General features: G+C 54.2%; 25 protein-coding genes. 17 read left to right on the forward strand and 8 right to left on the reverse strand.

Annotation, left to right across the window (positions count from 1 at the left end; translation table 11 throughout):
• The first annotated feature begins 17 nt into the window (after positions 1-17).
• Positions 18-275, forward strand: a complete 258-nt coding sequence (locus EC836_RS11930; RefSeq protein WP_123333317.1) for a hypothetical protein — start codon at positions 18-20, stop codon at positions 273-275.
• Between the two features lie 416 nt (positions 276-691).
• Here EC836_RS11930 and EC836_RS11940 read toward each other — a convergent pair whose 3' ends face one another.
• On the reverse strand, positions 692-946 hold the full coding sequence (locus tag EC836_RS11940) for a biofilm development regulator YmgB/AriR family protein (protein WP_123333321.1): 255 nt from the start codon (positions 944-946) through the stop codon (positions 692-694).
• A gap of 341 nt (positions 947-1,287) precedes the next feature.
• Here EC836_RS11940 and EC836_RS11945 point away from each other — a divergent pair, with 341 nt between their 5' ends.
• Both EC836_RS11945 and EC836_RS11950 read left to right on the forward strand, forming a co-directional pair.
• Positions 1,288-1,527, forward strand: a complete 240-nt coding sequence (locus EC836_RS11945) for a biofilm development regulator YmgB/AriR family protein (protein ID WP_123333323.1) — start codon at positions 1,288-1,290, stop codon at positions 1,525-1,527.
• 360 nt (positions 1,528-1,887) lie between these two features.
• Positions 1,888-2,775: an SDR family oxidoreductase gene (locus EC836_RS11950; protein WP_123333324.1), complete on the forward strand. Its 888-nt coding sequence runs from the start codon at positions 1,888-1,890 to the stop codon at positions 2,773-2,775.
• 41 nt (positions 2,776-2,816) lie between these two features.
• Here EC836_RS11950 and EC836_RS11955 read toward each other — a convergent pair whose 3' ends face one another.
• A complete protein-coding gene (locus tag EC836_RS11955; protein WP_123333326.1) occupies positions 2,817-3,581 on the reverse strand; it encodes an alpha/beta fold hydrolase in 765 nt (254 codons plus the stop codon).
• 130 nt (positions 3,582-3,711) lie between these two features.
• Here EC836_RS11955 and EC836_RS11960 point away from each other — a divergent pair, with 130 nt between their 5' ends.
• Together EC836_RS11960 and EC836_RS11965 are read left to right on the forward strand one after the other, a co-directional pair.
• Positions 3,712-4,593: a LysR family transcriptional regulator gene (locus tag EC836_RS11960; protein ID WP_123333328.1), complete on the forward strand. Its 882-nt coding sequence runs from the start codon at positions 3,712-3,714 to the stop codon at positions 4,591-4,593.
• A gap of 33 nt (positions 4,594-4,626) precedes the next feature.
• On the forward strand, positions 4,627-4,836 hold the full coding sequence (locus tag EC836_RS11965) for a DUF6434 domain-containing protein (RefSeq protein WP_123333330.1): 210 nt from the start codon (positions 4,627-4,629) through the stop codon (positions 4,834-4,836).
• A 111-nt stretch (positions 4,837-4,947) separates the two neighbouring features.
• Here the strand turns inward: EC836_RS11965 and EC836_RS24845 are convergent, their stop codons facing one another.
• From EC836_RS24845 to EC836_RS11980, 3 genes are read right to left on the reverse strand one after another with little or no spacing between them, the layout of a single operon-like run.
• Positions 4,948-5,850: a hypothetical protein gene (locus tag EC836_RS24845; protein ID WP_199735173.1), complete on the reverse strand. Its 903-nt coding sequence runs from the start codon at positions 5,848-5,850 to the stop codon at positions 4,948-4,950.
• A gap of 60 nt (positions 5,851-5,910) precedes the next feature.
• Complete coding sequence (locus EC836_RS11975) at positions 5,911-6,468, reverse strand: histidine phosphatase family protein (RefSeq protein ID WP_233599294.1); 558 nt, start codon at positions 6,466-6,468, stop codon at positions 5,911-5,913.
• Positions 6,469-6,508: 40 nt separating this feature from the next.
• Positions 6,509-6,910, reverse strand: a complete 402-nt coding sequence (locus EC836_RS11980; RefSeq protein ID WP_123333332.1) for a helix-turn-helix domain-containing protein — start codon at positions 6,908-6,910, stop codon at positions 6,509-6,511.
• A 114-nt stretch (positions 6,911-7,024) separates the two neighbouring features.
• On the opposite strand from EC836_RS11980, the gene namA reads away from it, so the two are divergent.
• The 3 genes from namA (at position 7,025) to alr (ending at position 10,701) form a co-directional block, all read left to right on the forward strand.
• The gene (gene namA, locus EC836_RS11985; protein WP_123333334.1) at positions 7,025-8,101 is read left to right on the forward strand and encodes an NADPH dehydrogenase NamA; all 1,077 of its coding nucleotides are present in this window, start codon (positions 7,025-7,027) and stop codon (positions 8,099-8,101) included.
• A gap of 226 nt (positions 8,102-8,327) precedes the next feature.
• Positions 8,328-9,593 (forward strand): D-amino acid dehydrogenase, encoded by a 1,266-nt coding sequence (locus EC836_RS11990; RefSeq protein WP_123333336.1) that lies wholly within the window; start codon positions 8,328-8,330, stop codon positions 9,591-9,593.
• 34 nt (positions 9,594-9,627) lie between these two features.
• On the forward strand, positions 9,628-10,701 hold the full coding sequence (alr, locus tag EC836_RS11995; RefSeq protein WP_123333339.1) for an alanine racemase: 1,074 nt from the start codon (positions 9,628-9,630) through the stop codon (positions 10,699-10,701).
• A gap of 100 nt (positions 10,702-10,801) precedes the next feature.
• On the opposite strand, the gene EC836_RS12000 is transcribed toward alr, so the two are convergent.
• The gene (locus EC836_RS12000; protein WP_123333341.1) at positions 10,802-12,208 is read right to left on the reverse strand and encodes an amino acid permease; all 1,407 of its coding nucleotides are present in this window, start codon (positions 12,206-12,208) and stop codon (positions 10,802-10,804) included.
• Between the two features lie 454 nt (positions 12,209-12,662).
• Positions 12,663-13,571 (reverse strand): LysR family transcriptional regulator, encoded by a 909-nt coding sequence (locus EC836_RS12005; protein WP_123333343.1) that lies wholly within the window; start codon positions 13,569-13,571, stop codon positions 12,663-12,665.
• 114 nt (positions 13,572-13,685) lie between these two features.
• Between EC836_RS12005 and epsC the strand changes: the two genes are divergently transcribed.
• The 7 genes from epsC to EC836_RS12040 all read left to right on the forward strand — a co-directional run bounded on the left by epsC (position 13,686) and on the right by EC836_RS12040 (position 21,713).
• The gene (gene epsC / locus EC836_RS12010) at positions 13,686-14,444 is read left to right on the forward strand and encodes a serine O-acetyltransferase EpsC (RefSeq protein WP_123333345.1); all 759 of its coding nucleotides are present in this window, start codon (positions 13,686-13,688) and stop codon (positions 14,442-14,444) included.
• Positions 14,445-14,456: 12 nt separating this feature from the next.
• Positions 14,457-15,341: a VOC family protein gene (locus EC836_RS12015; protein WP_123333347.1), complete on the forward strand. Its 885-nt coding sequence runs from the start codon at positions 14,457-14,459 to the stop codon at positions 15,339-15,341.
• Between the two features lie 16 nt (positions 15,342-15,357).
• On the forward strand, positions 15,358-16,248 hold the full coding sequence (locus EC836_RS12020; RefSeq protein WP_123333349.1) for an NAD(P)-dependent oxidoreductase: 891 nt from the start codon (positions 15,358-15,360) through the stop codon (positions 16,246-16,248).
• A gap of 3 nt (positions 16,249-16,251) precedes the next feature.
• Positions 16,252-17,769 (forward strand): aldehyde dehydrogenase family protein, encoded by a 1,518-nt coding sequence (locus tag EC836_RS12025; RefSeq protein WP_123333351.1) that lies wholly within the window; start codon positions 16,252-16,254, stop codon positions 17,767-17,769.
• Positions 17,770-17,773: 4 nt separating this feature from the next.
• Positions 17,774-18,937: a M20 aminoacylase family protein gene (locus tag EC836_RS12030; protein WP_123333353.1), complete on the forward strand. Its 1,164-nt coding sequence runs from the start codon at positions 17,774-17,776 to the stop codon at positions 18,935-18,937.
• A gap of 232 nt (positions 18,938-19,169) precedes the next feature.
• Positions 19,170-20,654, forward strand: coding sequence for a PTS mannitol transporter subunit IICB (locus tag EC836_RS12035; protein ID WP_123333355.1), 1,485 nt, complete (start codon positions 19,170-19,172; stop codon positions 20,652-20,654).
• Between the two features lie 30 nt (positions 20,655-20,684).
• Positions 20,685-21,713 carry a zinc-binding dehydrogenase gene (locus EC836_RS12040; RefSeq protein ID WP_123333357.1) on the forward strand — a complete coding sequence of 343 codons (1,029 nt, stop codon included), beginning with the start codon at positions 20,685-20,687 and terminating at the stop codon, positions 21,711-21,713.
• A gap of 88 nt (positions 21,714-21,801) precedes the next feature.
• On the opposite strand, the gene EC836_RS12045 is transcribed toward EC836_RS12040, so the two are convergent.
• Positions 21,802-22,539: a GntR family transcriptional regulator gene (locus tag EC836_RS12045; protein ID WP_123333359.1), complete on the reverse strand. Its 738-nt coding sequence runs from the start codon at positions 22,537-22,539 to the stop codon at positions 21,802-21,804.
• A 255-nt stretch (positions 22,540-22,794) separates the two neighbouring features.
• Here EC836_RS12045 and tkt point away from each other — a divergent pair, with 255 nt between their 5' ends.
• Positions 22,795-24,795, forward strand: a complete 2,001-nt coding sequence (tkt, locus tag EC836_RS12050; protein ID WP_123333361.1) for a transketolase — start codon at positions 22,795-22,797, stop codon at positions 24,793-24,795.
• A 57-nt stretch (positions 24,796-24,852) separates the two neighbouring features.
• Positions 24,853-25,296, forward strand: a complete 444-nt coding sequence (locus EC836_RS12055; RefSeq protein WP_123333363.1) for a PTS sugar transporter subunit IIA — start codon at positions 24,853-24,855, stop codon at positions 25,294-25,296.
• Positions 25,297-25,313 lie beyond the last annotated feature (17 nt).

The raw sequence follows: 25,313 nt of genomic DNA on the forward strand, positions 1-25,313 counted from the left end.
GTTACAGGAATTGACCGATGAATAATCATTCAGATGAAAAAATGACAGAGCACATTATTGGCGAAGCTGTCACGGAGTTGCTCAATGACAACGCCGCCATCACGTGGCATTCGCTACTGGCCAAACTTCATGCGATCGTTGCTAACGAACTTGATGAAGATCGCGTCAATGCGGCAGTACGGGCAATAAAAGAAATCCGGTCGGAAAGGCTGAACAGTTCCGGGGAAAAAGACAGTTCGTCCGCTGATATACCTTCACGACAGCAGATCCACTAACGCCGCTCACCACAGTCGATAAGCAATGCTGGCAAGGCGCCAGTCAGCACAATAAACTGGATTGTGCTATAATAAACACTTGTCCACCTGTCTAGAGAGGTTTTGTGATAGATGACACTACCACTGAAGATATCTATGTCGCTATAGGAACGGTTGTAACACGACTACTTAAGCCGGACCAGCCGCTGACCGTTCATGAGATAATCAATGAGCTCCACAGGATGGCGCAAAATACTGAAGAACCAGATTTTGTTAACGCCTGTCGGGAAGCGATAAAATTTCTGGCCCGTTTGATGCATTGATACCTTCACAATTTCAAGTTTTAAATCCTTAGATTCATTAATCTTCACTACAACTGAGTTTGGGTCTCCCCAACCTTCACTTCAGCAATCCTTGCGAGACCCATTACTCAGATACTAAAACCCTTCATCATCCGGCGTACGGCCAACAACTATCTCCAGTATGTTTCGCAACACGTTTTGCCTGACAGGATCGGAAGTGCCATCGAGCTCCGCGATAAGGTGGAGGATAATGGCTTTGTTGTTCACCATCCCCCCAGCGGCGGAAATAGACTGGACAATATCGTCCAGGATGTGTGTTTCTACGGCCAGTTTAATTCCCGTCTGGCGAAAGTGCTGAACGATCTCTGACTCAATATTGGTCTGCTGCATAGATATCCCATGTGGAGGGTTGATTGGCTGTACAAAGCCGGCGCTGTCGTCAAAATGTTTTGTTGCTGACGTCATATTCAAATGCAGTACACGTGTTATCAGACACAAACTCACCGAGTTCAATCAAAACTATACAACGCCTCCCGCTTTGCGCAATGCATTATGGCAATTAGCACTGTGTAATGACCTGAATCTGTCAAAGTGTCTGGTAGCATGTTGCATTTGGCCTCTCCGCGAGAGTCTTCTTCTGGGATTAAGTTGTTAATTTCAATCTCTACTGTACTTGAACACGGGCATCAGTTATTTTGCGGCATCGCCCACTTTTTTAGCCAGGACTTCCTATGCATCAAGATGGCATGCTTCCGGAAAAATCCGGCGGGATTAGCAGTTATTTTTGCCGGGTCACTCACCCTTATCAAATTGAGATTCTTGGAAAAATCACCGTAGAAATACTCCGTCAGGGGAAAAATCTTAGCTGTACTTCCGTATGTCTTAAGCTGATCGTTCGACTCGACGCCACAACGGATGAGACTGAACTGATGCATCTGCGAGATCTTCTTGGCAAACTCTTTGGCCGATAGTGACGGCGGCCTGCCCAATTTATTCCCCGCTGAAACAGCATGTTTCACTTCCTGATTATTACCGCCAGCCTTACTTCATATTATCCTGGATCTTATTTTATTAGATTCATTACAGGCTAAATGTTAATCACCCATTCCGGTGGTAATATCTTGATGTGTGACAATCACAGATATTAATCTGTCGAACTTATTGGTTTTTTAAACGTGCATTTGCACGATGGTTGACAGGATTTTGTTATTTCCTTTTGTTTTTTTAAGTGGATATGAATTTAACGGTTAATATCTGAGCACGGTTTTTTTATTGTGAAAATGAATATCTGTGCCAGGCTTAAACCTCACTGAAAAAATGAAGGAGAATACATGCCTACTCACAAGAATCTTAATCCTGTTGACTACCCTGTACCTCCCTTCGTCGAACAGCCTCAGCCGATGCCGGGGCTGGCCAGTAAAATGATCCCGGTGCCGGATCACGGGGAAAAAAGCTATAAGGGCAGTGGTCGCCTTGCCGGGCGCAAAGCGTTAATCACCGGCGGCGACTCCGGTATTGGCCGGGCGGTGGCGATTGCCTACGCCCGTGAAGGGGCCGATGTGGCAATCGGTTATCTGCCGGAAGAAGAGCCGGACGCTGCGGAAGTCATCCGCCTGATCGAAGCGGAAGGGCGCAAGGCCATTGCGCTGCCTGGCGATATTCGGAGCGAAGCATTTTGCCAGCAGCTGGTAAAAGAGGCCGCTGAAAAACTGGACGGGCTGGATATTCTGGTTAATAACGCAGGCCGCCAGCAATATAACGAATCCATTCGGACTCTAAGTACCGAAGATTTTGACGCAACGTTTAAAACCAATGTTTACGCCATGTTCTGGATCACCAAAGCCGCACTGGAATATCTTCCTCGCGGCGCGTCGATTATAAATACCAGCTCGGTCCAGGCCTATAAGCCCAGCGAAATTCTGCTGGATTATGCACAAACCAAAGCGAGTATTGTTGCCTTCACCAAGTCGCTGGCAAAACAGCTGGGTAAAGAGGGCATTCGCGTCAATGCCGTTGCGCCAGGCCCTTACTGGACGCCACTTCAGTCCAGCGGCGGGCAACCGCAGGAGAAAGTGAAAGAGTTTGGCGCTTCGGCCCCGCTCGGCCGCCCCGGCCAGCCGGCGGAGATTGCCGCGCTCTACGTCACCATGGCGTCGGTAGAAAGCAGCTATACCTCCGGCCAGGTGTGGTGCTCGGATGGCGGTACCGGCACGCTGTAAGGGGAAATTGAGCGCAGAAGGATGCCGCGCTCATGTTTGACTTATTTGACGCTGTTCACCGCCGCCAAAATGACGTCCGCCACCTCTGCCGGTTGAGAGATTTGTGGCGTATGGCTGGCCGTAAGGTGCGTAGTGCGGGCGTTGATTTTCTTCGCCATCGCATTTTGCAGACCGGTATCCAGCATATGATCCTGCTCGCTAACGATGTACCAGGACGGTTTCGTCCGCCAAGCCGCCGCACCGACTTTCTCTGCAAATACGTGGCTCTGCACCGGCCCCTGGGTGGCGAACATCAGCCCGGCCTGCTCATCGGATACATCTTGCGCCAGATGTTTTGCCACGCCCTCACGGGTGAGTTTGAGATAACCCTTGCTGTCCGCATCAATATGGCTAAAGCCGGAAGGTGTAGGATATCCTTGGGTCAAATCGCTGACTGACTGACCTGGAGAGGGGGCAAATGCTGCAACGTAAACCAGCGCTTTCACTTTTTCATCCATGCCTGCCTCGGTAATCACCGCGCCGCCCCATGAATGCCCAACAAGAACCAGCGGGCCTGTCAGCCTCTCCAGCGTCCGTTTGGTGGTGGCAACGTCTTCGGCCAGTGAGGTTAGGGGATTCTGCACGGCAACCACATTCAGCCCTTCAGCCTGAAGAAGCGGAATAACCTGATTCCAGGCAGAGCCGTCAGAAAACGCACCGTGAACCAGCACCACCGTCGGTTTAGCGGCCTGAATATCGGTGGTAGAAGCGAAGGCTGAACAGCTCATGGATGCGGCCATCAGTAGAGAACGGGAAAAAAGTTTCATGGTTTAACCTGCCATTATGTGAAGTGTCTGGCCCCGGTAGTGAAGCCTGAAAACGTGCCGCTAATGTACATTCAAAATCTTTTGCGATAAATTTCCATAATGAACGTGAACTTGAAATAAAAGGTTTCAAATGGATCGACTGGCGTGCATGCGGACGTTTATCAAAGTGGTTGAATGCGGCTCTATTTCAGCCGCGGCGGGTGAACTGGATCAATCCTCACAGCTGACCGGCAAGCAGCTCCGCGCGCTGGAGCAGAGCCTTGGGATACAGTTACTGGGCCGCACCACCCGCAGCCAGAGCCTGACGGACAGCGGCCGGATATTTTATGACAGGGCTAAAATCATTCTGGCGGAAATGGCGGAGGCCGAAGCCCTGATCGCTGAGACTCGCTCAGTGCCGAAAGGCAACCTCAGGATCAGCGCGCCGATCACCTTCGGCACCCAGCTGCTGGCCACTCAGCTGCCTGAATACCTCAAGCAAAACCCGCAGGTGTCCGTTGAGCTGTGCCTGTCAAACCGCCTGACGGACCCGATCGAAGAGGGATTTGATGCGGTGTTTCGGACCGGTGAACTGCCGGATAGCCAGCTGCTTGCCCGGCGTCTGGCGCCTTACGAAATGGTGATTTGCGCCGCGCCATCCTATCTTGAATCTTCGGGCAAGCTGGCATCTCCGCACGATCTGAGTGAACATCAGTGTTTGATCTTCACCCATACTACGATGCGCACGGAATGGAAATTTGAAGGCCCCGACGGGCCGATCGCCGTTGCCGTGACCGGCCGATTTAAAACTGACAACAGCGAAGCATTACGTGCGGCAGCGCTCGCCGGGCTCGGTATCATTATGCAACCCCGTCAGCTGATCGGCGCGGAGTTGGAATCAGGCCAGCTGGTGCGGGTGCTGGAGGAGTACCAGCTGCCCGGCCGCGCCGTTCACATACTTTATGCCCGCGACCGGAGAATGACGCCCGCGCTGCGCAGCTTTCTGGATTTTTGCGTGGGGCGGTTTGGTTAGGGGCAGGCGTGAGCTTAATTCAGGAGTCAACAAATGAACATCGACTGGCATCGTTCATTATTAACACGTACCACTGTGGTTGATAAAAACTACAAAAATACCCAAAACGTTCGCCGCTTCATGATTGAAGAATGTGGCCCGAATTTTCGATTTGATCGCGAGTTTATGGCCTGGATAAGAAATGATGCCGCCAAAAATTTGGCTGATGTTGTTGATGAGTGGAAGCGCCGACATTCAACCTAAAAAAGGCATGTCCGCTCCACGCTCATAGTTATCCGGCGATATTTTTATACTGATCCTCGTGCAAACACAGGCACGACTCACATCATGATGTGTTAATACGGAGGGAGCCGGTCACGCGTTCCCGTTGTGGAAAAAACGCAAGAATTGAATGGTTTGCTGATTCATCGTTTCAATCGCCGCCAGATGCTCCGGTTTTTTCCACTTAATGCCGACGATATGCAGAATATCCCGATAAAACACACTGAGCTTCCCCCAGGGATAAAGAATCGCTAAAGCGTGATCCATTTGTTCCAGCCATGTGTGGCAATAACGATTTAATTGAGCTGTGTACGCGAATACCTCGTTATATTGCTTCTCAAGTTCAGGTTTTAGTGCACGTAATTGTTCATGCTCTTGTGCAACGAGTACTTCCTGGTCCTGAAAAGCGCGGGCTTTAGTCCAGGCTCCTTTCGCTGCAAAATAGATAATCGGTGCCGCGACGATCCCGCCCAGAACCAACATCCCGCCGCTCATTCCCGCTCCGCCAGCGGCCAATGCTCCCCCGCCAAACCAGGCAAGGGTCGCATTGGTGGCTGCAACACCGGACAAAGTGCCGATGGCCGTACCCGTAGATGCGGTACCGATGGCTGATACGATAGCCCACGCCCCCAATGCCATTGAGCCACCGACCATTCCACCAAACCCTGCGCTTAGTACGCCGGAGTAATGTTGGTTAAATTGTTCAATACTCTGCGATGCACGTAGTGTTGGCCTGCGCTGTTTATCGCTAAAAAGGGGAGTGGTTTCTAACACGTGCTCAATATGATCCAGTTTAGCTTTTACGGTTTTTAACGTGTCACCCAATTCAGTAATGCGATTATCAATCCTGGCTTTTATCTGTGTGACTTCGTCATACGTTATTTTGTAGGAAGCATGTGTGGATTCGAAACTTGCTTTCGCATGCTCTAATTCCAGCGAACCACCGAGCGTAACGATAGCATTCGCGGTTCGAAGCCCTGCCTTCAGTAATCCCATAGTGTGCCTTGTCTGGTTAAACCTGAATTGTTTTTATTATCAGATAATAAACCACAATCCTCACCGAACCGAATAAATCCCCGCCCCCCAATACCCTTTCCCAGGCCGACTGTCCTCCTGCCAGCCCAGCGACTTCAGCTCACGGGCGATCAGCCGGTTGATAATGCCGTGCCCCATCAGCAGTACGGGGCGATTGCTTTCCTTCGCCAGATCGACCAGCCTTCGCGCCGCGCTGGCTGCACGCACTTTCGCCGTGTTCAGCGATTCAACATTACGAGCAAATCCGCAAAGCCACAGCAGGCGATAAACCACCGCCCAGTGAAAGGGGGAAAGCCGAAGGCCGGGAATGATGTATAGCGGCAGCTCGGCTTCTTTGAACACTTCATCAACCAGCACCGGCTCGCAGCCGAGAGCCTGAAGGGAGGAGATTGCCCGGGGTAGTGGGCTGCTGACGGCGATCGGCCCTGTATTTTTCAAGGCGATGGCGGATTCCGGCGGTATGTCGCCACCCGTATCCGAAACATCGTACTGCTTAACCCAGTGGGTCATCTCCTGGGATGTGACTTTTGCCGCACCGGCAAACGTCGGTTTGCCGTGGCGCATCAGAATAATATTCATTGGTGTCTTTGCCTGATGATTTGTTTATACCGCCGTTGTATCATTTCACAGGATCGGCCAGTGCTTTTTTAATCTCGTCCAGATCTTCCTCAACCGCTGTTTTCATGCCGCGCCGCTCCAGCCACTGCCTGCCCCAAAGGCTCAGATCCAGCACCAGCTTGTTCAGCTCCCGGCCTTCATCGCTGAGTGAATACTCGACTTTCGGTGGCACAACAGGATACACCTGCCGCAGGATCAGTCCATCCTCCTCCAGCTCGCGTAGCTGTTTGGTCAGCAGGCGCTGGTTGATGCTGGGCATCGAACGCTGCAGCTCGCTGAACCGCTGAGTGCCGTCCTTGAACAGGTGATAGAGGATCACGCCCTTCCATTTTCCGCCCATAATATGCAGCGCGGCTTCCATCGAACAGCCCGGGGCTGAGTCGTAGTTACGTAATTTTTTCATGACAATCCCACAGTTACCTTTTGGTAAGTATATGAATTTTTTTAGGGTATAAACGTAAATTAACCCTATGGTACTTTCAGCGCTCTGAAGATCAATCGCTTTTTGGGAGTCGCTATGTCAGCTTTACTTTTTGAACCCATTACCATCAACGGCGTGGAGTTTCGTAACCGCATTGCCATGTCGCCGATGTGTATGCACTCGGCCTCTGACGATGGGGAAACCAACGATTTTCACGTGATCCACTACGGAGCCCGGGCGTTAGGGGGCGCGGGCCTGGTGATGCTGGAAACCGCAGCGGTGCTGCCGAATGGTCCAATTGGACCGGGCGACATCGGCATCTGGGACGATCGTCATATTGAAGGATTGTCCCGGGTGACGGCAGCCATCCACCGTTTTGGTGCGAAGGCCGGTGCGCAGATTGGTCATGCCGGTCGCCAGTTGGGGATCAACCTGCCGTCCATTGCACCATCGGCCATTCCCTTTACCACAGAATCCCGCGTGCCACAGGCGATGAGCGTGGAACAGATCAAAGAAGTTATCCGTGCGTTCGGAGAGGGGGCCCGCCGCGCCCGCGAGTCCTGTTTCGACGTGATTGAAATCCACTGCGCTCACGGCTATCTGCTGAACCAGTTCCTCTCGCCGCTGGCGAACACGCGGACCGACGAATACGGCGGCAGCCAGGAAAACCGCTACCGCATCGTGCGCGAGGTGATTGATGCCGTGCGCCGCGAGTGGAACGGCCCGCTGTTCCTGCGGATCTCATCGACGGACTATGCCGAAGGCGGCAATCGCCCGCAGGATTTCCTGCTGTGGGGGACGTGGATGAAAGAGCAGGGGATCGATCTGATCGACTGCTCCAGCGGCGGCATCGCGATGGTGCAGGTGAACACCTATCCGAATTATCAGGTTCCGGCCGCCGAACTGCTGCGCCGCGAACTGGATATCAAAACCGGGGCGGTTGGCCTGATTGAAACCGGCCGCCAGGCGGAAGAAATTTTGCAGAACGGCCGCGCAGATATGGTGCTGGTGGGACGTGAAATGCTGAAAGATCCGTTTTGGGCACGTACCGCTGCCGACGATCTCAACGTGGTGATGCCCGTACCGCCACAGTACACCCGCTACGGCTCCGGCTGGCAGCGTTCCCAGCCGCGCCTGCCTGCGGCAGAATTAGCCAGCACGGTTGAGCGCTAAGCGCTGCGGCATCCGCCACTGAAGATGTTGATTATATTAGCCATTCAATAGCAGCACCGGCGCTCGAATCTGTGTTGCTATTTAATCAACAAATCTCGAAATGACTGACATTGTTACGATGGCTGCCGGATGGTAATTATCTGTCCTGAACCAGTAAACAATGGCTGGCCGCCACTCGTTGCGCGGCCAGCCTGATATCGTCAGGTCTATTTCAGGATTAACCATTATGCACATAATTGTCTTAGGCAGTGGAATCGTCGGCGTCGCCAGCGCCTGGTATCTTGCAAAAGCGGGGCACCAGGTTACGGTGATTGACCGTCAGGAAGGCCCCGCGCTGGAAACCAGCGCGGGTAATGCCGGTCAGCTTTCCTACGGTTACGCGGCCCCCTGGGCTGCACCCGGCATCCCGGTCAAGGCCGTTAAGTGGATGTTCCAGCAGCATGCGCCGCTGGCGATCCGTCCGGATGGCAGCGTGCGGCAGCTGTCGTGGATGCTACAGATGTTGAAAAATTGTGATGCGGAAAGCTATGCGCTGAATAAATCACGTATGGTCAGGCTGGCGAACTACAGTCGGCAAAAAATTAAAGAATTGCGAAGCGAAACGGGCATTCAGTATGAGGGACGCCAGGGCGGCACACTGCAGCTGTTCCGATCGCAGAAGCAGTTTGATAATGCGCATCGGGATATCGAAGTTCTGAAAGGCGCAGGGGTTCAGTACAAGCTGTTAAGCGCCGCCGAACTGCATCTTGCCGAGCCCGCACTGGCTCAGGTGGCCGATAAACTGACCGGCGGATTGCAGTTGCCGGAGGATGAAACCGGCGACTGTCAGATGTTTACGCGGGCGTTAACCGAGCTGGCGAAGAAGGCTGGGGTAGAGTTTGTGTTTAACAAACACATCGATACCATTCTTCACGACAGCCGCAGCGTTACCGGTATTCAATGTGGGAACCAGGTATTCTATGCCGATAAGTATATTGTCGCGCTGGGTTCTTATTCACCGTCATTAATGCCGAAAGGCCTCAGCATTCCGGTGTATCCGCTCAAGGGCTATTCACTGACCATTCCGATTAAAAACCGGGAAAAGGCACCGTCTTCAACCATCCTTGATGAAACCTATAAGGTTGCCGTAACGCGCTTCGACGACCGCATTCGCGTTGGCGGGATGGCGGAGATCGTGGGTTACAACACTGAGCTGCGGCAAAAACGCCGCGCAACGTTGGAAATGGTGGTCAGCGACCTGTACCCGGGCGGGGGGCACATTGAAGACGCCACGTTCTGGACCGGGCTGCGGCCGATGACACCTGACGGCACGCCGATTATCGGCAAAACCTCGCTGAGCAATCTGTATCTTAATACCGGTCACGGCACGCTGGGCTGGACCATGTCCTGTGGATCCGGGGCGATCATTGCCGACATTATTTCAGGTAAAGAGCCAGAAATTGACACGCGTGATCTCAACATTTTTCGTTATCAAACGGCGCAGGCCAGCTGAGCGTTGCCACCAGGCTTAATTCAGGAGAAAAGTCATGCCCCGTCCGATCAGAGCCGAAATAAACCTTCGTGCGTTAAAACATAATCTTCACCGTGTCGCCGCCCTGGCCGGTGATGCGCAGCTCTGGGCAGTCATTAAAGCGAACGCTTACGGTCACGGTATCGAAAACGTACTGCCCGCACTGGGTAGCGCCAGTGGTCTGGCACTGCTGGATTTTGATGAAGCAGTCAGGGCGCGGGAATCAGGGTGGACCCGCCCGATCCTGCTGCTGGAAGGTTTTTTTCACCCGGCCGATCTGAAGCTGATTGAACGCTATCAGCTGACCACGGCGGTACACAGCGAGTGGCAGCTTAATGCCCTTGAAACCTACCGTCCTGCCGTGCCGTTCCCTGTGTATTTGAAAATCAACACCGGCATGAACCGTCTGGGTTTTCCCGTTGAGCAGGCTTTACGCATCTGTCAGCTCGCCCAGCGCTCGAAGGCGATCGGCGATATTACGCTGATGTCACACTTCTCCCGCGCGGATGAAAAGGAAGGCGTTAGCGAACCGGAAGCGGCGATCCGCCATATTGCTGACGAAACGGGCCTGCCGCTCTGCATTGCCAATTCTGCGGCAACGCTCTGGCATCATGAAACGCGCAACGGCTGGGTGCGGCCCGGCATCATCCTTTATGGCGCTTCTCCTTCCGGCGTTTTTAACGACATCAGCAATCTGGGTGTCCAACCGGTGATGAGCCTAAAAAGTGAGGTGATTGCCGTTCAGCCACTGCGGCCGGGCAGTTCGGTCGGCTACGGTGGGCGCTACATCGCGACCGGGGAAGAGCGTATCGGCATTGTTGCCTGCGGCTACGCCGACGGCTACCCCCGCCAGGCGGCAAGTGGAACACCGGTATCAATCAACGGACGGTTGACGCAGACCCGCGGTACGGTATCGATGGATATGATCGCGATAGATTTGACGGCGTTTCCGCAGGCGGGGATTGGAACTGGCGTGGAACTGTGGGGAGAGCATCTTCCTGTGGACACCGTAGCAGGTCATGCCGGTACGATAGGTTATGAATTATTAAGTGCAGTGACCCCGCGCGTTCCCCGCATTATTGTCGACTGATTCTCACCTCTCTTTATACATATCCCAACGCAATCTTTAGTCGGGACAATGAAAAAGCCCCCTTAATGGGGGCTTTTCGCAACCTGCAGGGTATCGGTATCTACGATGGCTTATCGGTGACTGCGCGGCCCACTCTCTTGGAATCCGCAGGGGATTTGTTGTAGCCCAGCAGATAGTAAAGCACGGTCAGCATGGCTATCCATCCCAGCCCTATCAACACGGAAGGCCGAAGCGCCGGTTGGTAAAGCATCACGCCGAGCACGCCAAACAGGAAAAGGATCGCCAGCCAGGAGGTCAGCGGGAACAGAGGCACCATCAGCGAAGACGGTGCAACGGTCTTATCACTGCCGCTAATCGACTGACGGAAGCGGATATGGGAGTAAAGGATAATCAACCAGGTCCACACCGAGGCGAAAGTCGAGACGGCGCTAAGCCAGATGAAGATTTCCGCCGGAGCCAGATAATTCATCACTACGCCAATCAACAGCATGGCGACTGAAAAGACGATCGCGGCGGTCGGCACACCGTTCTTACTGATTTGCCGGAAAACAGGAAGTGCATGCCCCTGTTCGGACAGGTTGAGCAGCATACGACCGGTGCCGAAAATACCGCTGTTACAGGATGAAAGCGCGGCGGTGATCACCACAAAGTTGATGATGCCTGGCGCATACGGGATGCCCATTTTCTCGAAGATCATGACAAACGGGCTGCCCTGTGTGCCGAGCTGGTCCCAGGGATAAATCGCCATAATCACGAACAGGGCACCGACGTAGAACAACAGGATGCGCCAGAATACCGAGTTAACCGCGCGGCTCAGTGATTTTTCCGGATTCTGCGCTTCGCCGGCGGTTACACCGATAATTTCGATGCCGCCATAGGAGAACATCACCAGCGGAATAGCCATTAGCAGGCCGGACATGCCGTAAGGCAGGAAGCCGCCGTGTTGCCAGAGGTTATCAACGCCCGTCGCGACACCACCGTGACCCAGTCCGAAGAATATGGCTCCGACGCCTGAAACAATCATCAAAACAATGGTGACAATCTTAATCATCGCGAACCAGAATTCAAATTCGCCATAAAATTTCACCGCAAAGAAATTGACCGAGGCCATCGCGACTAGCGCCGCCAGCGCCCAAATCCAGTTGGCCGTATCGGGATACCAGATATGCATGTAAATCCCGACGGCGGTAATTTCCGCCATACAGGTGACTATCCACATAAACCAGTATGTCCAGCCGGTAAGATAACCGCTGAGGGGGCCAATATAATCGCGAGCATAGCGGCTGAAGGAGCCGGAAACCGGATTGTTGATGGCCATTTCACCCAGTGACCGCATAATAATAAATATAGCCAGACCTCCTACCAGATAACCCAGCATAATGCCCGGTCCTGCCAGTTTTATGGCATTAGCAGAGCCAAGAAACAGGCCCACGCCGATTGCTGCGCCTAATGCCATGACGCTCAGATGTCTTTCTTTCAGGCCACGCTGTTGTTTGCCCTGGGACATATACCATTACCTCTGTTAACAGGAATATTGTCTGAAAATTACCCACTTCGTGTTGGTGCTTAATGGAGCTATGTCCTGACAGCTCACAGGAAGATAACAAGACCGTTAAGTCAGCAGGTGAATTAACGAAGTTATAATTAACATGTGAAGATGTTTGCACAGGAAAATAACAAAATATGTGATCTTGTGAGTAATTGGATTTTGTTATGACGTTTAATTTTTCTTAATTTGGCGTGCGTCACAGGTGTTAAAAATAAATTAAATCTACCCGTCAGTGGTGTTGGTTTTATGTCTATTTTGCGTGGTGACTGGTGATTTTAATAAATACAAAAAGCCCTTATTATTTTAAATAAAGGCGAGATAATATATTTGACTGGCATATTATCATCTCGCTTAAGGGCAACAATATCACAGACGGTTTCTTTTGTTGCCCAAATGAGAACACAACCGGAGGTCAGCTGCTGCGATCCTGGAAAATTGCCGAGGTTAGCCGCTGAAGTAACTTGTTCACGCCGGAGCTGTGCTGCCGGCCCAGTCGCGTGATGATGTGCGTTTGAGTATGTGCAAACAGCTGATGATGCAGGGGGATCGCCACCAGCTTCCCGGCGCGGACTTCGTCTCTAACCATAAAATCAGGCAGCAGCGACACGCCGCCGTCAATGGCATAGTTTTTTAGCAGCAGCAGGTTGTTGCAGACCACGGCAGGTTCAAGGTTCACGCCGGTATCTTCTTCAACGCGGGTCACAATCTGCCGGATACCGTGCGAGACACGTGTGAGGGCTGGCCGGTGTTCAATCAGGCTATGCATTTCAAGCGGCTGGGGCTGTCGGGTTAACGGGTGTGCAGGGCTGGTGACGACGCACAGGGGGTGAGTAAATGACAGGTGTGAACGAAGACGGGATTCCAGCGCAGGATTAAACAGAATCCCAATGTTGGCTTCATCCTCCACAATCAAACGCATCACGTCATTGCTGCCGCAAATTTCGATATTGATGCGAATGTTGGGATAACGCGCGGTGAAATCGGACAGGATAGCGGAAATACTTTCAATGTAGCCTTCGCCTATCGCCAGGGTAATGCTGCCCGCCTGAACGCCACGCAGCGCCTGCAGCGAATCAAACAGTAAATCCTGCTCGGCGAGATGCAGCTGGTAATACTCAAGCACGCGTTCACCGGCTTCGGTCGGTTTGATCCCGCGGCGATGGCGCTCAACCAGCTGGCTGTTCAGCTCCTGCTCAAGCTGTGAGATCTGACGGCTAACCGCGGAGGGGGCAACGTTAAGATAATCTGCCGCGCCCCTGACGCTTTTCAGCCTGACGGCCTCAAAAAAATACCTCAGTCGATTAAAACTGATCCCCTGCATAGCTCCTCCAGTGTTCTCAAAAAGGCAACGATTTTGCAATATCTTGATTATTGTTTAGCGCTCTGACGGATGTCTATACTGGGCTCAACTTTTTGTTACAGAGAGTTTAACGCTATGTTGTGGACTGACATCTGTACTCAGGCTGCCGGGCTGGAAGCGCGTAACCCCAGACTCCGCGGCTATCTGCAATCAATGATTCTCGACTTTGGCGACCTGGCAACGGCGCTCTCTTATCACCTGCATCGTTGCCTGACGGCGCATGCGCACGGTGCCGAATTACAGGGCTGGTTCAGCGATGTTTTGCGCAGTAACCCTACCCTCGTTCATGCCACCGAGTGCGATCTGCAAAAGCTGGTAGCGGTGAATCCAGCCTGCCCTGATGAACTGACCGGCCTGCTGGCATTTCGCGGCATTATTGCCCTCGCTTCACAGCGGGTGTCTCATCAGATTTGGCATGACGGCGACCGTCAGAGCGCGGTGCTGCTGCAAAACTGGTCCTCGCAGCAGTGGAATATCGATATCCATCCTGCGGCACGCATGGGGAAAGGGCTGTTTGTCGATCACGGTATCGGCATTGTGATTGGTGAAACCGCCGTGGTGGAAGATGACGTCAGCATCTGGCACGGAGTCACGCTCGGCAGCACGCTGACGGAAGCCGGCGACAGGCACCCGAAAATCGGACGCGGAGCGTTGATCTGCGCCAGCGCCACCGTACTCGGCAATATTCAGGTCGGTGCCGGGGCCATTGTCGCCGCAAACTCGGTGGTGACCCGGACGGTACCGGAAAGAAAAATCGTTGCCGGATGCCCGGCAAAAGTGATTGCGGATGTTCCCGCACAACTCGACACACTTACCTCTAAATCCGTGAAGTAATCAGGAGACGTTATGATCCCTCCCGCTCAGGCTCGATTTGGTATTGACCATCCGCTGGTCACTGTAAAAGATCATCCGCGCGCAATGCAAAACTATATTCGCATGGGCTTTTCCCCTTCGCCGGTGAGCTACCACCCGTGGGGAACGGTGACAACTCTGATGATGTTCCCGAACAATTTTATCGAACTGATTGGCGTGGATGACGCCTCGAAGTTTGGCACTAACGCCGTCAACGGCTTCTGTTTTGGCCGACAGCTGGGCGCGTTTCTGCAGCGCGGCGAAGAAGGGATTTCCCTGGTTGCGCTGCACAGCAAAAATGCCGATGAAGATTATGCACAGCTGACGGAAGCGGGACTGCCGGGACAGGGGCGTATTGATTTCAGGCGCAAAATGACCCTTCCCGACGGCACGCCCGATGAGGCGGTAGTTTCGCTTGGTCTGCTGGTGGATGAAACGATGCCGGACGCCTCGAATTTCATCTGTCACCAGCACAAACCTGAACTGATCTGGGTGCCGGGCTGGCAAAACCACCCGAACGGCGTAGACGGTATTGCTGCGGTGACCTGGCTGGCGGCCCCGGAAGAACTGCAAGCGCGTTGGGAAACGCTTTATCCCGGCAAAAGCCGTGTGCTGGATGGCGTACTGATTGCCGATAGCGGCTGCGGCGAACTTCGAGCAATGGATGAAACTGCACTGAGTCGCCGCTATCCTGGTCTGCCGCTTCCCCGGCGTGAAGGGCAGGGCCCGCACGGCGTGGTGATCACCCTGCATACCACCAAACCTGACGATCTTCGCCTGATCCTGGAACATCAGAATATTCCTTACACCGAACTTGAGCACCGCCTGCTGGTGGCACCCGAGTGGACCGGTAACGTCATTTTCGAATTTATCAGTTAACAAATTGGAGGCACAGATGGCTCTCAGCATTGGTGTAATCGGGCTCGGTAACATGGGCGCTGGCATGGCGACCACGCTGGCTCGTAAGGGCTTTAACGTACGCGGTTTTGATTTATCCGAGCAGGCACGTACGCGTCTGGAAGAGAAAGGGGTATCCAGCGTGGCCAGCGTTGCTGAACTGCTGCAAAGCGTGGACGCGGTCGTACTGTCGCTGCCAAAAGCAGAGCACGTGCAGGCGGTCTGCCTGGGGGATAACGGTATCTTCGATCATGGCAAACCGGGGTTGATGGTGATTGATACCACCACCTCCACGCCGGAAGTCAGCCGCTCGCTGGCGGCCAGGCTGGGTGAAAAAAATATCGGTTTCATCGATGCGCCGGTGTCCGGCGGCCCTGCCGGTGCGGCGGCGGGAACCATGTCGATGGTGGTCGGCGCAACGGATGAGCAGTTTGCTACGGTCCGCCCGGTGCTGGAAGCCATGAGCGCTTCTCAGGTTCATGTCGGCGACTGCGGTGCCGGTAACGTGGCAAAAATTGCCAATAACATGCTCTGTGCTGCTCATCTAATTTCCACAGCCGAAGCGCTGTCGATGGCGTCACACGCCGGTGTGGATCCTGAACGGGTGCTGGCAGGGATTAATGCCGGCTCCGGCGGCAGCGCGGTCAGTAAAGTCTCGTTCGAAAAGTGGATCCTTAACAAGGCTTACGACTCTGGCTTTACCATGGGCCTGATGCGTAAAGATGTGGGGCTTGGACTGGCGCTAACCGATCAGCTTGAGCTGGATCTGCCGCTGTTCGCCTCGGTGGGCCGTCTGTGGCAGAAAAGCCTGACTACGATCCCGGACAATGAAGATTTTACCTATATCGTCTCCCAGACCGATAACAGCCTCTTTTCGAAAGGACAATAAACGATGAGTCACAGCACACTGCAGGAAAAACTGGCCCCGTACTGGGGCGGACATGACGGCATCGCCAGCTACGTTGACGGCAGGTTTATTGCGGGCCAGGGCGACACGATTACTGTTAAACGCGCGCACGATAACAGCGTGCTTTATACCTATCAGGATGCGGATGCCTCGCTGCTACCCGTGCTGGCAGAAGCCACAGAGCGTGCGCAGGCGGAGTGGTGGGCGCTGACCGCGCAGGCCCGTGGCCGCATCATGTACGCCATCGGCGCTGAAATCCGTAAGGAAGCCGACGCGCTGGCCGAAATTGAAGCGCTATCCGCCAACAAACCCATACGCGATGCCCGCGGTGAGGTGCAGAAAGTCGCTGAAATGTTTGAATACTACGCCGGCTGGGCCGATAAACTTTACGGCGATGTTATCCCGGTTCCCACCACGCATTTGAACTACGTGACCTATGAACCGCTGGGCACCGTGCTGCAAATCACCCCATGGAATGCGCCGATCTTTACCTGTGGCTGGCAGATTGCCCCGGCGATCGCCGCCGGGAATGCGGTGATCATCAAGCCGTCGGAGCTGACTGCACTGACCTCGCTGATTGTGGGTGTGCTGATAGAACGTGCGGGTGCACCGCGTGGACTGGTCAATGTGATTGCCGGAAACGGCCATACCATTGGTCAGCAGATTATTGCTCACTCGGCGATCCGTAAAGTGGTCTTCGTGGGATCGCCTGCAACCGGTAAGCTTATCGCCGTGGCGGCAGCACAGCGCGGTATTCCGGCGGTGCTGGAGCTGGGTGGGAAATCCGCCAATATCGTTTTTGAAGATACGGACTGGGATAAGGCACTGCGCGGTGCGCAGGGGGCGATCTTCGGCGGAGCCGGTCAGAGCTGTGTTTCAGGCTCACGCCTGTTGGTGCAGGAAAGCATCTACGAGAAATTTATCGCCGATATGGCCGTGGCTTCGCAGAAGTTTCGTGTCGGCAACCCTGAAGACCCTGAAACGCAGATCGGTCCGATTAACAACGAGAAGCAGTATCGTCACGTCTGTAACATGCTGGACAAAGCGCGGGAAGAAGGCGCGTTGGTGGCGGGTAACGGCACGGATCCCGTGCCACAGGGCGACGGTTTCTATATCAATCCGACCATCCTGACCGGCAACAACGCAATGTACGTCGCGCAGGAAGAGATTTTTGGGCCGGTGGTGATCGCCATTCCGTTCAAAGACGAACAGGACGCTATTCGTATTGCTAACGAGAGCCGGTTCGGTCTTGCCGGGGCCGTATGGACGAAAGATGTAGGTCGTGCCCATCGCATCGCCCGCCAGGTCAAAGCCGGAACCTTCTGGATTAACGGCTACAAAACCATCAACGTGGCGTCGCCATTCGGGGGTTACGGTGAAAGTGGTTACGGGCGTTCATCCGGGCTGGAAGCGCTGCGCGAATACAGCGAAGTGAAAAGCGTCTGGGTTGAAACCGCCGAACAGCCGCTGGTCAACTTTGGCTACGGCGCGCAGGAGAAATAAGTCAATGACCTTTTCCGTTGATGTGCTGACTGAGGCGGTGGCCTGGCGTCGCGAGATACATGCTTATCCTGAAATGGCGTATGCCGAATTCAGAACCTCAGCGATGATCGCCCGGCTATTAACGAGTTTTGGCCTTTCGGTAACAACGGGCATCGGCGGAACGGGAGTGGTGGGGACGCTGATCAACGGTCAGGGTCCGACCATTGGTCTGCGGGCCGACATTGATGCATTGCCGATCGATGAGTTGGGAACGCAGGACTGGTGCTCGACCGTGCCGGGGGTGATGCATGCCTGTGGCCACGACGGGCACACGGCTATTCTGCTTGCCACGGCGAAACAGCTGAGTGAAAACCGGAATTTTCACGGTACGGTGCACTTTATTTTCCAACCGGCCGAGGAGGGGTTTGCCGGTGCCAGGGCAATGATTGAGGACGGACTGTTCCGCGACTTTGCCATGGAGGGCGTTTACAGCCTGCATAACTGGCCTGGGCTGCCTTTTGGCCACGTCGGCGTCAGCGAGGGAGCGATGATGGCCTCGCTCGACACGTTTGACATTGTGCTGACCGGTAGAGGTTGTCATGCGGCGATGCCGGAGAGCGGAACCGATACGATTTTGCTGGCAACGGATCTGATCGGCGCACTAAACCGGATTGTTTCGCGGCGTATTTCACCACTGGCGAATGCTGTAGTGAGCGTCACGCAAATCCATGCGGGCGATGCCTATAACGTTATCCCGGAAACTGCGGTTATTCGCGGTACGGTGCGATGTCTGCAGGAAGATGTTCGTCTGGAAGTGCGCAGGCACATCGAACAACTGGTCGCGCAAAGTGCTCAGGCACAGGGCGTGAAAGGCGTACTCGACTATCAGGTGGGCTATCCGGTAACGATGAATCATCCCACCGAAGCGGCCAGCGTGCGCAAGGCGGCAATATCGGCGCTGGGCGAGTCAAAGGTTTACTGGAACATGGCACCCTCCATGGCTTCAGAGGATTTTGCGTTTATGCTGGAAAGCTGCAAAGGCGCCTATTTCTGGCTGGGATCGAAAGTCGACGACGCGCCTTCCACACATTACCCGCTTCACAGTCCTTATTACGACTTCAATGATGACATCATCGCGCCGGGCATCAGCCTGTGGGTCGCGCTGGTGGAAAATCTTCTGAGAAAATAATTCCTGCATTCGCACCTCGCAGCATGAAATTGTGAGGTGCTTTACAACTTTTATAAATTCTCAGCCATGCACTAACAGACGGGTTGAAATGGTCAGGTGAATAATCAACTATGAAGATGACTAGACATCTTGTGCTTCGATTAGTCACTCCAGCGAATTCGGCTTAGCCCGGATTCGTATTTTCTCACCAGGATAGTAACCCGTTAAGAAAACTTGGCTCAGGATTAACCCTATGAAAAACATATCTATAAGAGCAAGAATGCAGAGCTTTGGTGGTTTTCTTACCGCCATGGTGATCCCGAATATCGGCGCGTTTATGGCGTGGGGATTCATTACCGCACTGTTTATTCCCGCCGGATGGTTCCCGAATAAGGAGTTCGGGTCGCTGGTTGAACCGATGATCCGCTACATGCTGCCGATGCTGGTGGGATACACCGGCGGCCAGATGGTGGGTGGCAAGCGCGGCGCGGTTATCGGTACGGTCGGGACGATGGGGGTGATAGTCGGGACCAACGTGCCAATGCTGCTTGGCGCGATGGCGATGGGTCCGCTGGGAGGGCTGGTGAGTAAGCAGATCGACCGCCTGCTTGAAGACCGCATTCCGGCGGGTCTCGAAAACGTGGTGCAGAACTTTGCCCTCGGTATTGCCGGTATGGTGCTGGCGCTGCTGGGCTATGAGTTTATCGGGCCGTTTATGCTGGGCATCACCAATGGCATTGCCTTTGCCATTGATGGCCTGCTGAAAACGGGCTATCTGCCAACGCTGGCGCTGCTGATTGAACCGACCCGTGTTCTGTTCCTTAACAACGCCATCGACCAGGCGATTTTCTATCAGCTGGGCATGAAAGATGCGGCAGTTAACGGCAGTTCGATCTTCTTTATGGTCTTTGCCAGCCCTGGCCCGGGTTTAGGTCTGCTGCTGGCGTTCTGCATCTTCGGTAAAGGCATGGCGAAGAAATCCGCTCCGGCCGCGACCATCATTCACATTTTCGGCGGCATTCACGAGATGTACTTCCCGTACGTGTACATGAAGCCGCTGATGATCCTGCCGTTGATGCTCGGTTCTGCGGTGGGCATCGAAGTCTTCTCGCTGATGCATGCGGGGCTGGTGGCCGGTGCCACGCCGGGATCCATCTTTGCCTTTATGGCGCTGACCCCACCGGGGAAATTCCTCGCCACCCTGAGCGGTATTGGTGCTGCGGCTATCGTGACCTTTATCGGTGCCAGCATCGTGCTGAAGTTCGATCGCTCAACGGAAGACAGCGACAGCTTTGTGTCGTCTCAGGATCAGATGAAATCCACCAAAGAAGCCGGTATGAGCGAAGCCTACGCCGCGGCGAAACGTGAATCTCAGGGCTTGGCAGGCGTTAGCGACTCAATGACTGCGGTTAACGTCAGCAGCGTGCGCTTTATTGCCTTCGCCTGTGATGCCGGTGCCGGTTCCAGCGCCATGGGGGCCACCACTTTCCGTAAAAAGCTGCAAAAAGCGGGGCTGGATGAGGGCATTACCGTGCGTCACTTCGCCATTGAAAGCATCCCGGATCATGCCGATCTGGTGGTGGTGCATCAGAATCTGGCCGACCGCGTGAGAATGAGCAAGAACGTGCCGGTGATTGAAATCAAAAACTATCTTGGCGATCCAAAACTGGAAACGCTGTTACAGGAACTGCGCGAGCAGAAAGCGTCCGGGGCGGCTCCCCAACTTTCCGATGTGTAACTGAAAGCCATTCAGCTACTGGAGAAGATGATGAAATTCGTTGAAATTACGGCAGTGAAAGAAATTAACGTGGGTGACGTCGTCGCCCCGACGCTGGCGGCGGGTCAAGTGATGGTCGACGTCAAGTACAGTGGAATATGCGGATCGGACATGCATTTCTTCCTTGGGCATCACCCGTCGCTGAAGCCGCCAACGGGCTTTATTCAGGGGCATGAGGCCGTCGGCGTGGTCAGTGCCGTCAGTGAAGAGACTCAGGGATTTGCAGTGGGCGATCGGGTGGCGATAAACCCGCTTGTCGGCTGCGGTGAGTGCTTTAACTGTCTGGATAATCTGCCGAATATCTGTCGCGTCAGCCGTAAGGTGATGGGGTTTCGCCTGAACGGTACGATGTGCGAGCAGATGGCGGTGGGTCCCGCGCAGCTGATTAAACTGCATCCTCAGGCCGACCTGCGCGTGGCGGCGATGATTGAGCCGTTCGCCGTCGGCCATCATGCGGTTTCTCTGGTGAAGTGGCGGGATTTAACTGCTCTGCCGGTGATCGTTACCGGCGGCGGCACTATTGGCGTGGTTACCGCGCTGGTGCTGAAATACCTGTATCAGGCCGATCCGCTGATCGTTGAAAAAGACCCGCAGCGTATCGCACAGCTGGAAGGGATGGGCTTTCGCGTCTACGGCTCGGTGGCTGAGGTTGATGCGCTTCAGCTGCGCCAGCGCCCTGTTGTCTTTGAATGTACGGGCTACTATCCGGTGCTGGAAGCGCTGATTGCCGCCCAGCGTAAGCCCGAGCAGATTGTGATTATTGGCCAGTATCAGCCGGGTTCCACCGTCGGGCTGCACGAGATTATGTCGTCTGAAATCACCGTCACCTCAAGCCATATGTACAACAGCGATGACCTGCAGGCCAGCGCCGATGCAGTAAGGTTGCCGGAGATTGAGCAGGCTTTGCGAGGTATTGTTTATCCGCAGGTCTTTGCACTGGAGGAGGCGGCTGATGCCTTTGCGAAGGCAACGTCCGGTCAGCTGGACGGCAAACTGAAAGTGCTGATCGGTCAGCCCTGAAGGGACGAACTGGCTGATGATCAAAAGCGCCGGGTGAATACCCGGCGCTGCCGCATCGGTCAACGAACAGGGCGCCCAAGGCTCCCCGTTACTCGCCGCGTTCGGCAATCTGGCGAAGATGCAGGATATTGGTATTCACAATGGCGACGTTAACCTCAAACGGCGTGCCGTCATCCAGATAAACCACCTCATGCAGTTCCATCAGCGCATCGCCCTCGGCGACATTAAGCAGACGAATCTGATCCTCATCCCTGACGTTAAACGCCCGCACGTTTTGCGCCCTGCGCTGTACGCCTTTGCCTGTCAATTTTTCGATATACGAATATTTTGAAATCTCTAACTGACTGAATTCCAGCGTGCTGAACAGACTGACGGGGAAATGGATGTACTCCAGCGAAACGGGAATGTCATCGAACGACATCAGGCGCAGGATCTTGTAAACCTGATCGTTCGTTTTAATCCGCAGTTCCTGAGCCATCGCCGGGCTGGGAACTTTGATGATGCTGGCAGAAATCACTTTTCTTACCCCTTTGTGGCCGCTCTTTTGCGCCTGATAGTCAAAGGGGGAGAGTGCATGAAATTTTCCCGAATGATTACTGTAACCGGTTGAACCGACGAAGATGCCCGATCCCTTCACACGATAAATCTTTTCCTGCTCGATCAGAATGCGCGTGGCTTCCCGCACCGTCGCCCGGGTGATACCCAGCGTTTTGGCAATGGCGATTTCCGTATCCAGCTTATCTCCGGACGTCAGGCCATCCTCATTGATTTTGTTGAGGATGAATTCAATCACCTCTTTTTGCTTCTCAGTGATGTTTTCTGACATTTTCTCTCTTATTTCAATTCATTAGCTGCCTGAATAACAGCAGACAGGAGAATCATAGCGTCTGCAACCGGAAAAGTGTGATCGATATAACAGCCTTTAAATAAAGACCATCCTGTCTGGTCATCTTTGCAGTTTACCCCTTGTGTACTGCTTAGTCGAGGTGCATTCTAAAGGTGACTAGACAACTTTAACCTGTATGTACTTATTCAATCCCGACGGGATAACAGGTTTTTTGATAATCATCAGGAGTGTAATGTGGACAACAGACAGCTTGCCAATGCCGTACGATTCCTCAGCATTGATGCCGTACAACAGGCTAATTCAGGGCATCCGGGTGCACCGATGGGCATGGCAGAAATGGCAACGGTACTGTGGCGCGACTTCCTGCGCCACAACCCGAAAGATCCGAACTGGCTGGATCGCGACCGCTTTGTGCTGTCTAACGGCCACAGCTCAATGCTGCTGTACGCCGTGCTGCACCTTACGGGCTACGACCTGAGCATTGAGGACATCAAACAGTTCCGTAAGCTGCACTCGAAAACCCCGGGTCACCCGGAATACGGTTACACCCCGGGGGTTGAAACCACTTCTGGCCCCCTGGGGCAGGGCATTGCCAATGCGGTCGGCATGGCGCTGGCAGAAAGAACCCTGGCCGCGGAATTCAACCGTGATGAGTTCGATGTCGTGGATCACTTCACCTACGCGTTTCTGGGCGACGGCTGCCTGATGGAAGGCGTTTCCCACGAAGCCTGCTCGCTGGCGGGAACGCTGGGACTCGGCAAGCTGATCGCGCTGTGGGATGACAACAATATCTCGATTGACGGTCACGTTGACGGCTGGTTCGCTGAAGATACGGCAGCAAGATACCGCGCATACGGCTGGCAGGTTATTGAAAGCATTGACGGCCACAACCCGCAGCAGATCAAAGCGGCGCTGAATGAAGCGCGCAAAGACCTGACGCGTCCAACCTTAATCTGCTGCAAAACCACCATTGGTTACGGCTCGCCGAACAAGGCCGACAGCCACGACTGCCACGGTTCACCGCTGGGCGCGGAAGAAGTCGCCCGCGTGCGTGAGTCTCTCGGCTGGGAATATGCCGCGTTTGAGATCCCGCAGGTTATCTACGGACTGTGGAATGCCGAAGAGAAAGGGCAGCAGCTGCAGGCGGATTGGGACGATCTGTTTGCCCGCTATCAGCAGGCCTGGCCGGAGCTGGCGCAGGAGCTGTTGCGCCGCGGTAACAAAGCGCTGCCGACCGACTGGGCTGAGAAATCTCAGCAGTACGTGCAGTCGCTGCAGGACAACCCGCAGAACCTGGCTACACGGCAGGCCAGCCAGAAGGCGCTGAATCAGTTTATTGACTGGCTGCCCGAACTGCTTGGCGGTTCCGCCGACCTGTCACCGTCGAACCTGACACGCCACGCGAAAGCACAGGACATCACGCATGATAATGCTGCCGGTAATTATCTGCCGTATGGCGTACGCGAGTTTGGTATGTCCGCGATTATGAACGGCATCGCGCTGCACGGTGGCTTTATTCCTTACGGCGGCACTTTCCTGATGTTTATGGAATACGCCCGCAATGCAGTACGTATGGCCGCGCTGATGAAGCAGCGCAGCATCTTTGTCTACACCCACGACACCATTGGTCTGGGTGAAGACGGCCCGACGCACCAGCCGGTTGAGCAGCTTGCCGCGCTGCGCCTGACGCCAAATATGGAAACCTGGCGCGGCTGCGACCAGGTTGAGGCAACGGTAGGCTGGCAGCAGGCCATTGAGCGCGAGGACGGTCCAAGCGCGCTGATCTTTACCCGTCAGCCGCTGAAACAGCAGCCGCGAACCGCGGCCCAGCTGGAAGCCATCAAGCGCGGTGGCTATGTCGTAAAAGCGTGCGAAGGGCAGCCCGACCTGCTGCTGATTTCCAGCGGTTCGGAACTGGAACTGGCCACAGAGGCCGCCGACGTCCTGGAGCAGGAAGGTGTTCGCGTGCAGGTGGTTTCCATGCCGTGTACCGAACGCTTTGAAAAACAGGACGCCGCGTGGAAAGAATCGGTGCTGCCCGGTGCCGTGCGTAAACGCCTGGTGGTTGAGGCGAGCATCGCGGGATTCTGGAAAGGCTATGCGGGGCTGGATGGTGATGTGATCGGCATGAACAGCTTTGGTGAGTCCGCACCGGCCGCCGTTTTGTTCGAACACTTTGGTTTCAGTACGCAAAACGTGATTGAACGGGCGCGAGCGCTGTTAGCCCGCGCGTAATACCAGGTGGCGGTATTCCCGCCACCTCATATTTAAATCTTGTTCCAAGGAAAAACGATGAGCATCGCTTCATGGTTAAACCCTGCACGTGTGCAGTTTGTTGAAACGCTCGCTGACTGGAAAGAATCAATCCACGTAGTAGGCGCACCGTTATTAGCCGAGGGGACGATTACACCTCGCTATATTGACGCGATTATTGCCACGAAGGAATCAACCGGTCCGTATTTTGTTCTGGCACCACAAATTGCGTTACCGCATGCCCGCCCTGAAGAGGGGGCACTGGCTCTGGGGCTATCGGTATTGATGGTGAATGAGGGGGTTATTTTTAACGCCGAGGAAAACGACCCCGTTCGCATTCTGTTTATGTTTTCAGCGCCGGACAGTAATAGCCACGTAGAGATGATTACCGAACTGGCAGAAGTTTTATCCGACGACGAAGTGATGCACAAAATATTTAACTCTTCCGATAAAGAAGAACTAACCAAATTGCTTATTAATTAATAATAAAGAGGAAAATT

It is taken from the genome of Erwinia sp. JUb26, assembly GCF_003751505.1.
Classification (GTDB): domain Bacteria; phylum Pseudomonadota; class Gammaproteobacteria; order Enterobacterales; family Enterobacteriaceae; genus Erwinia.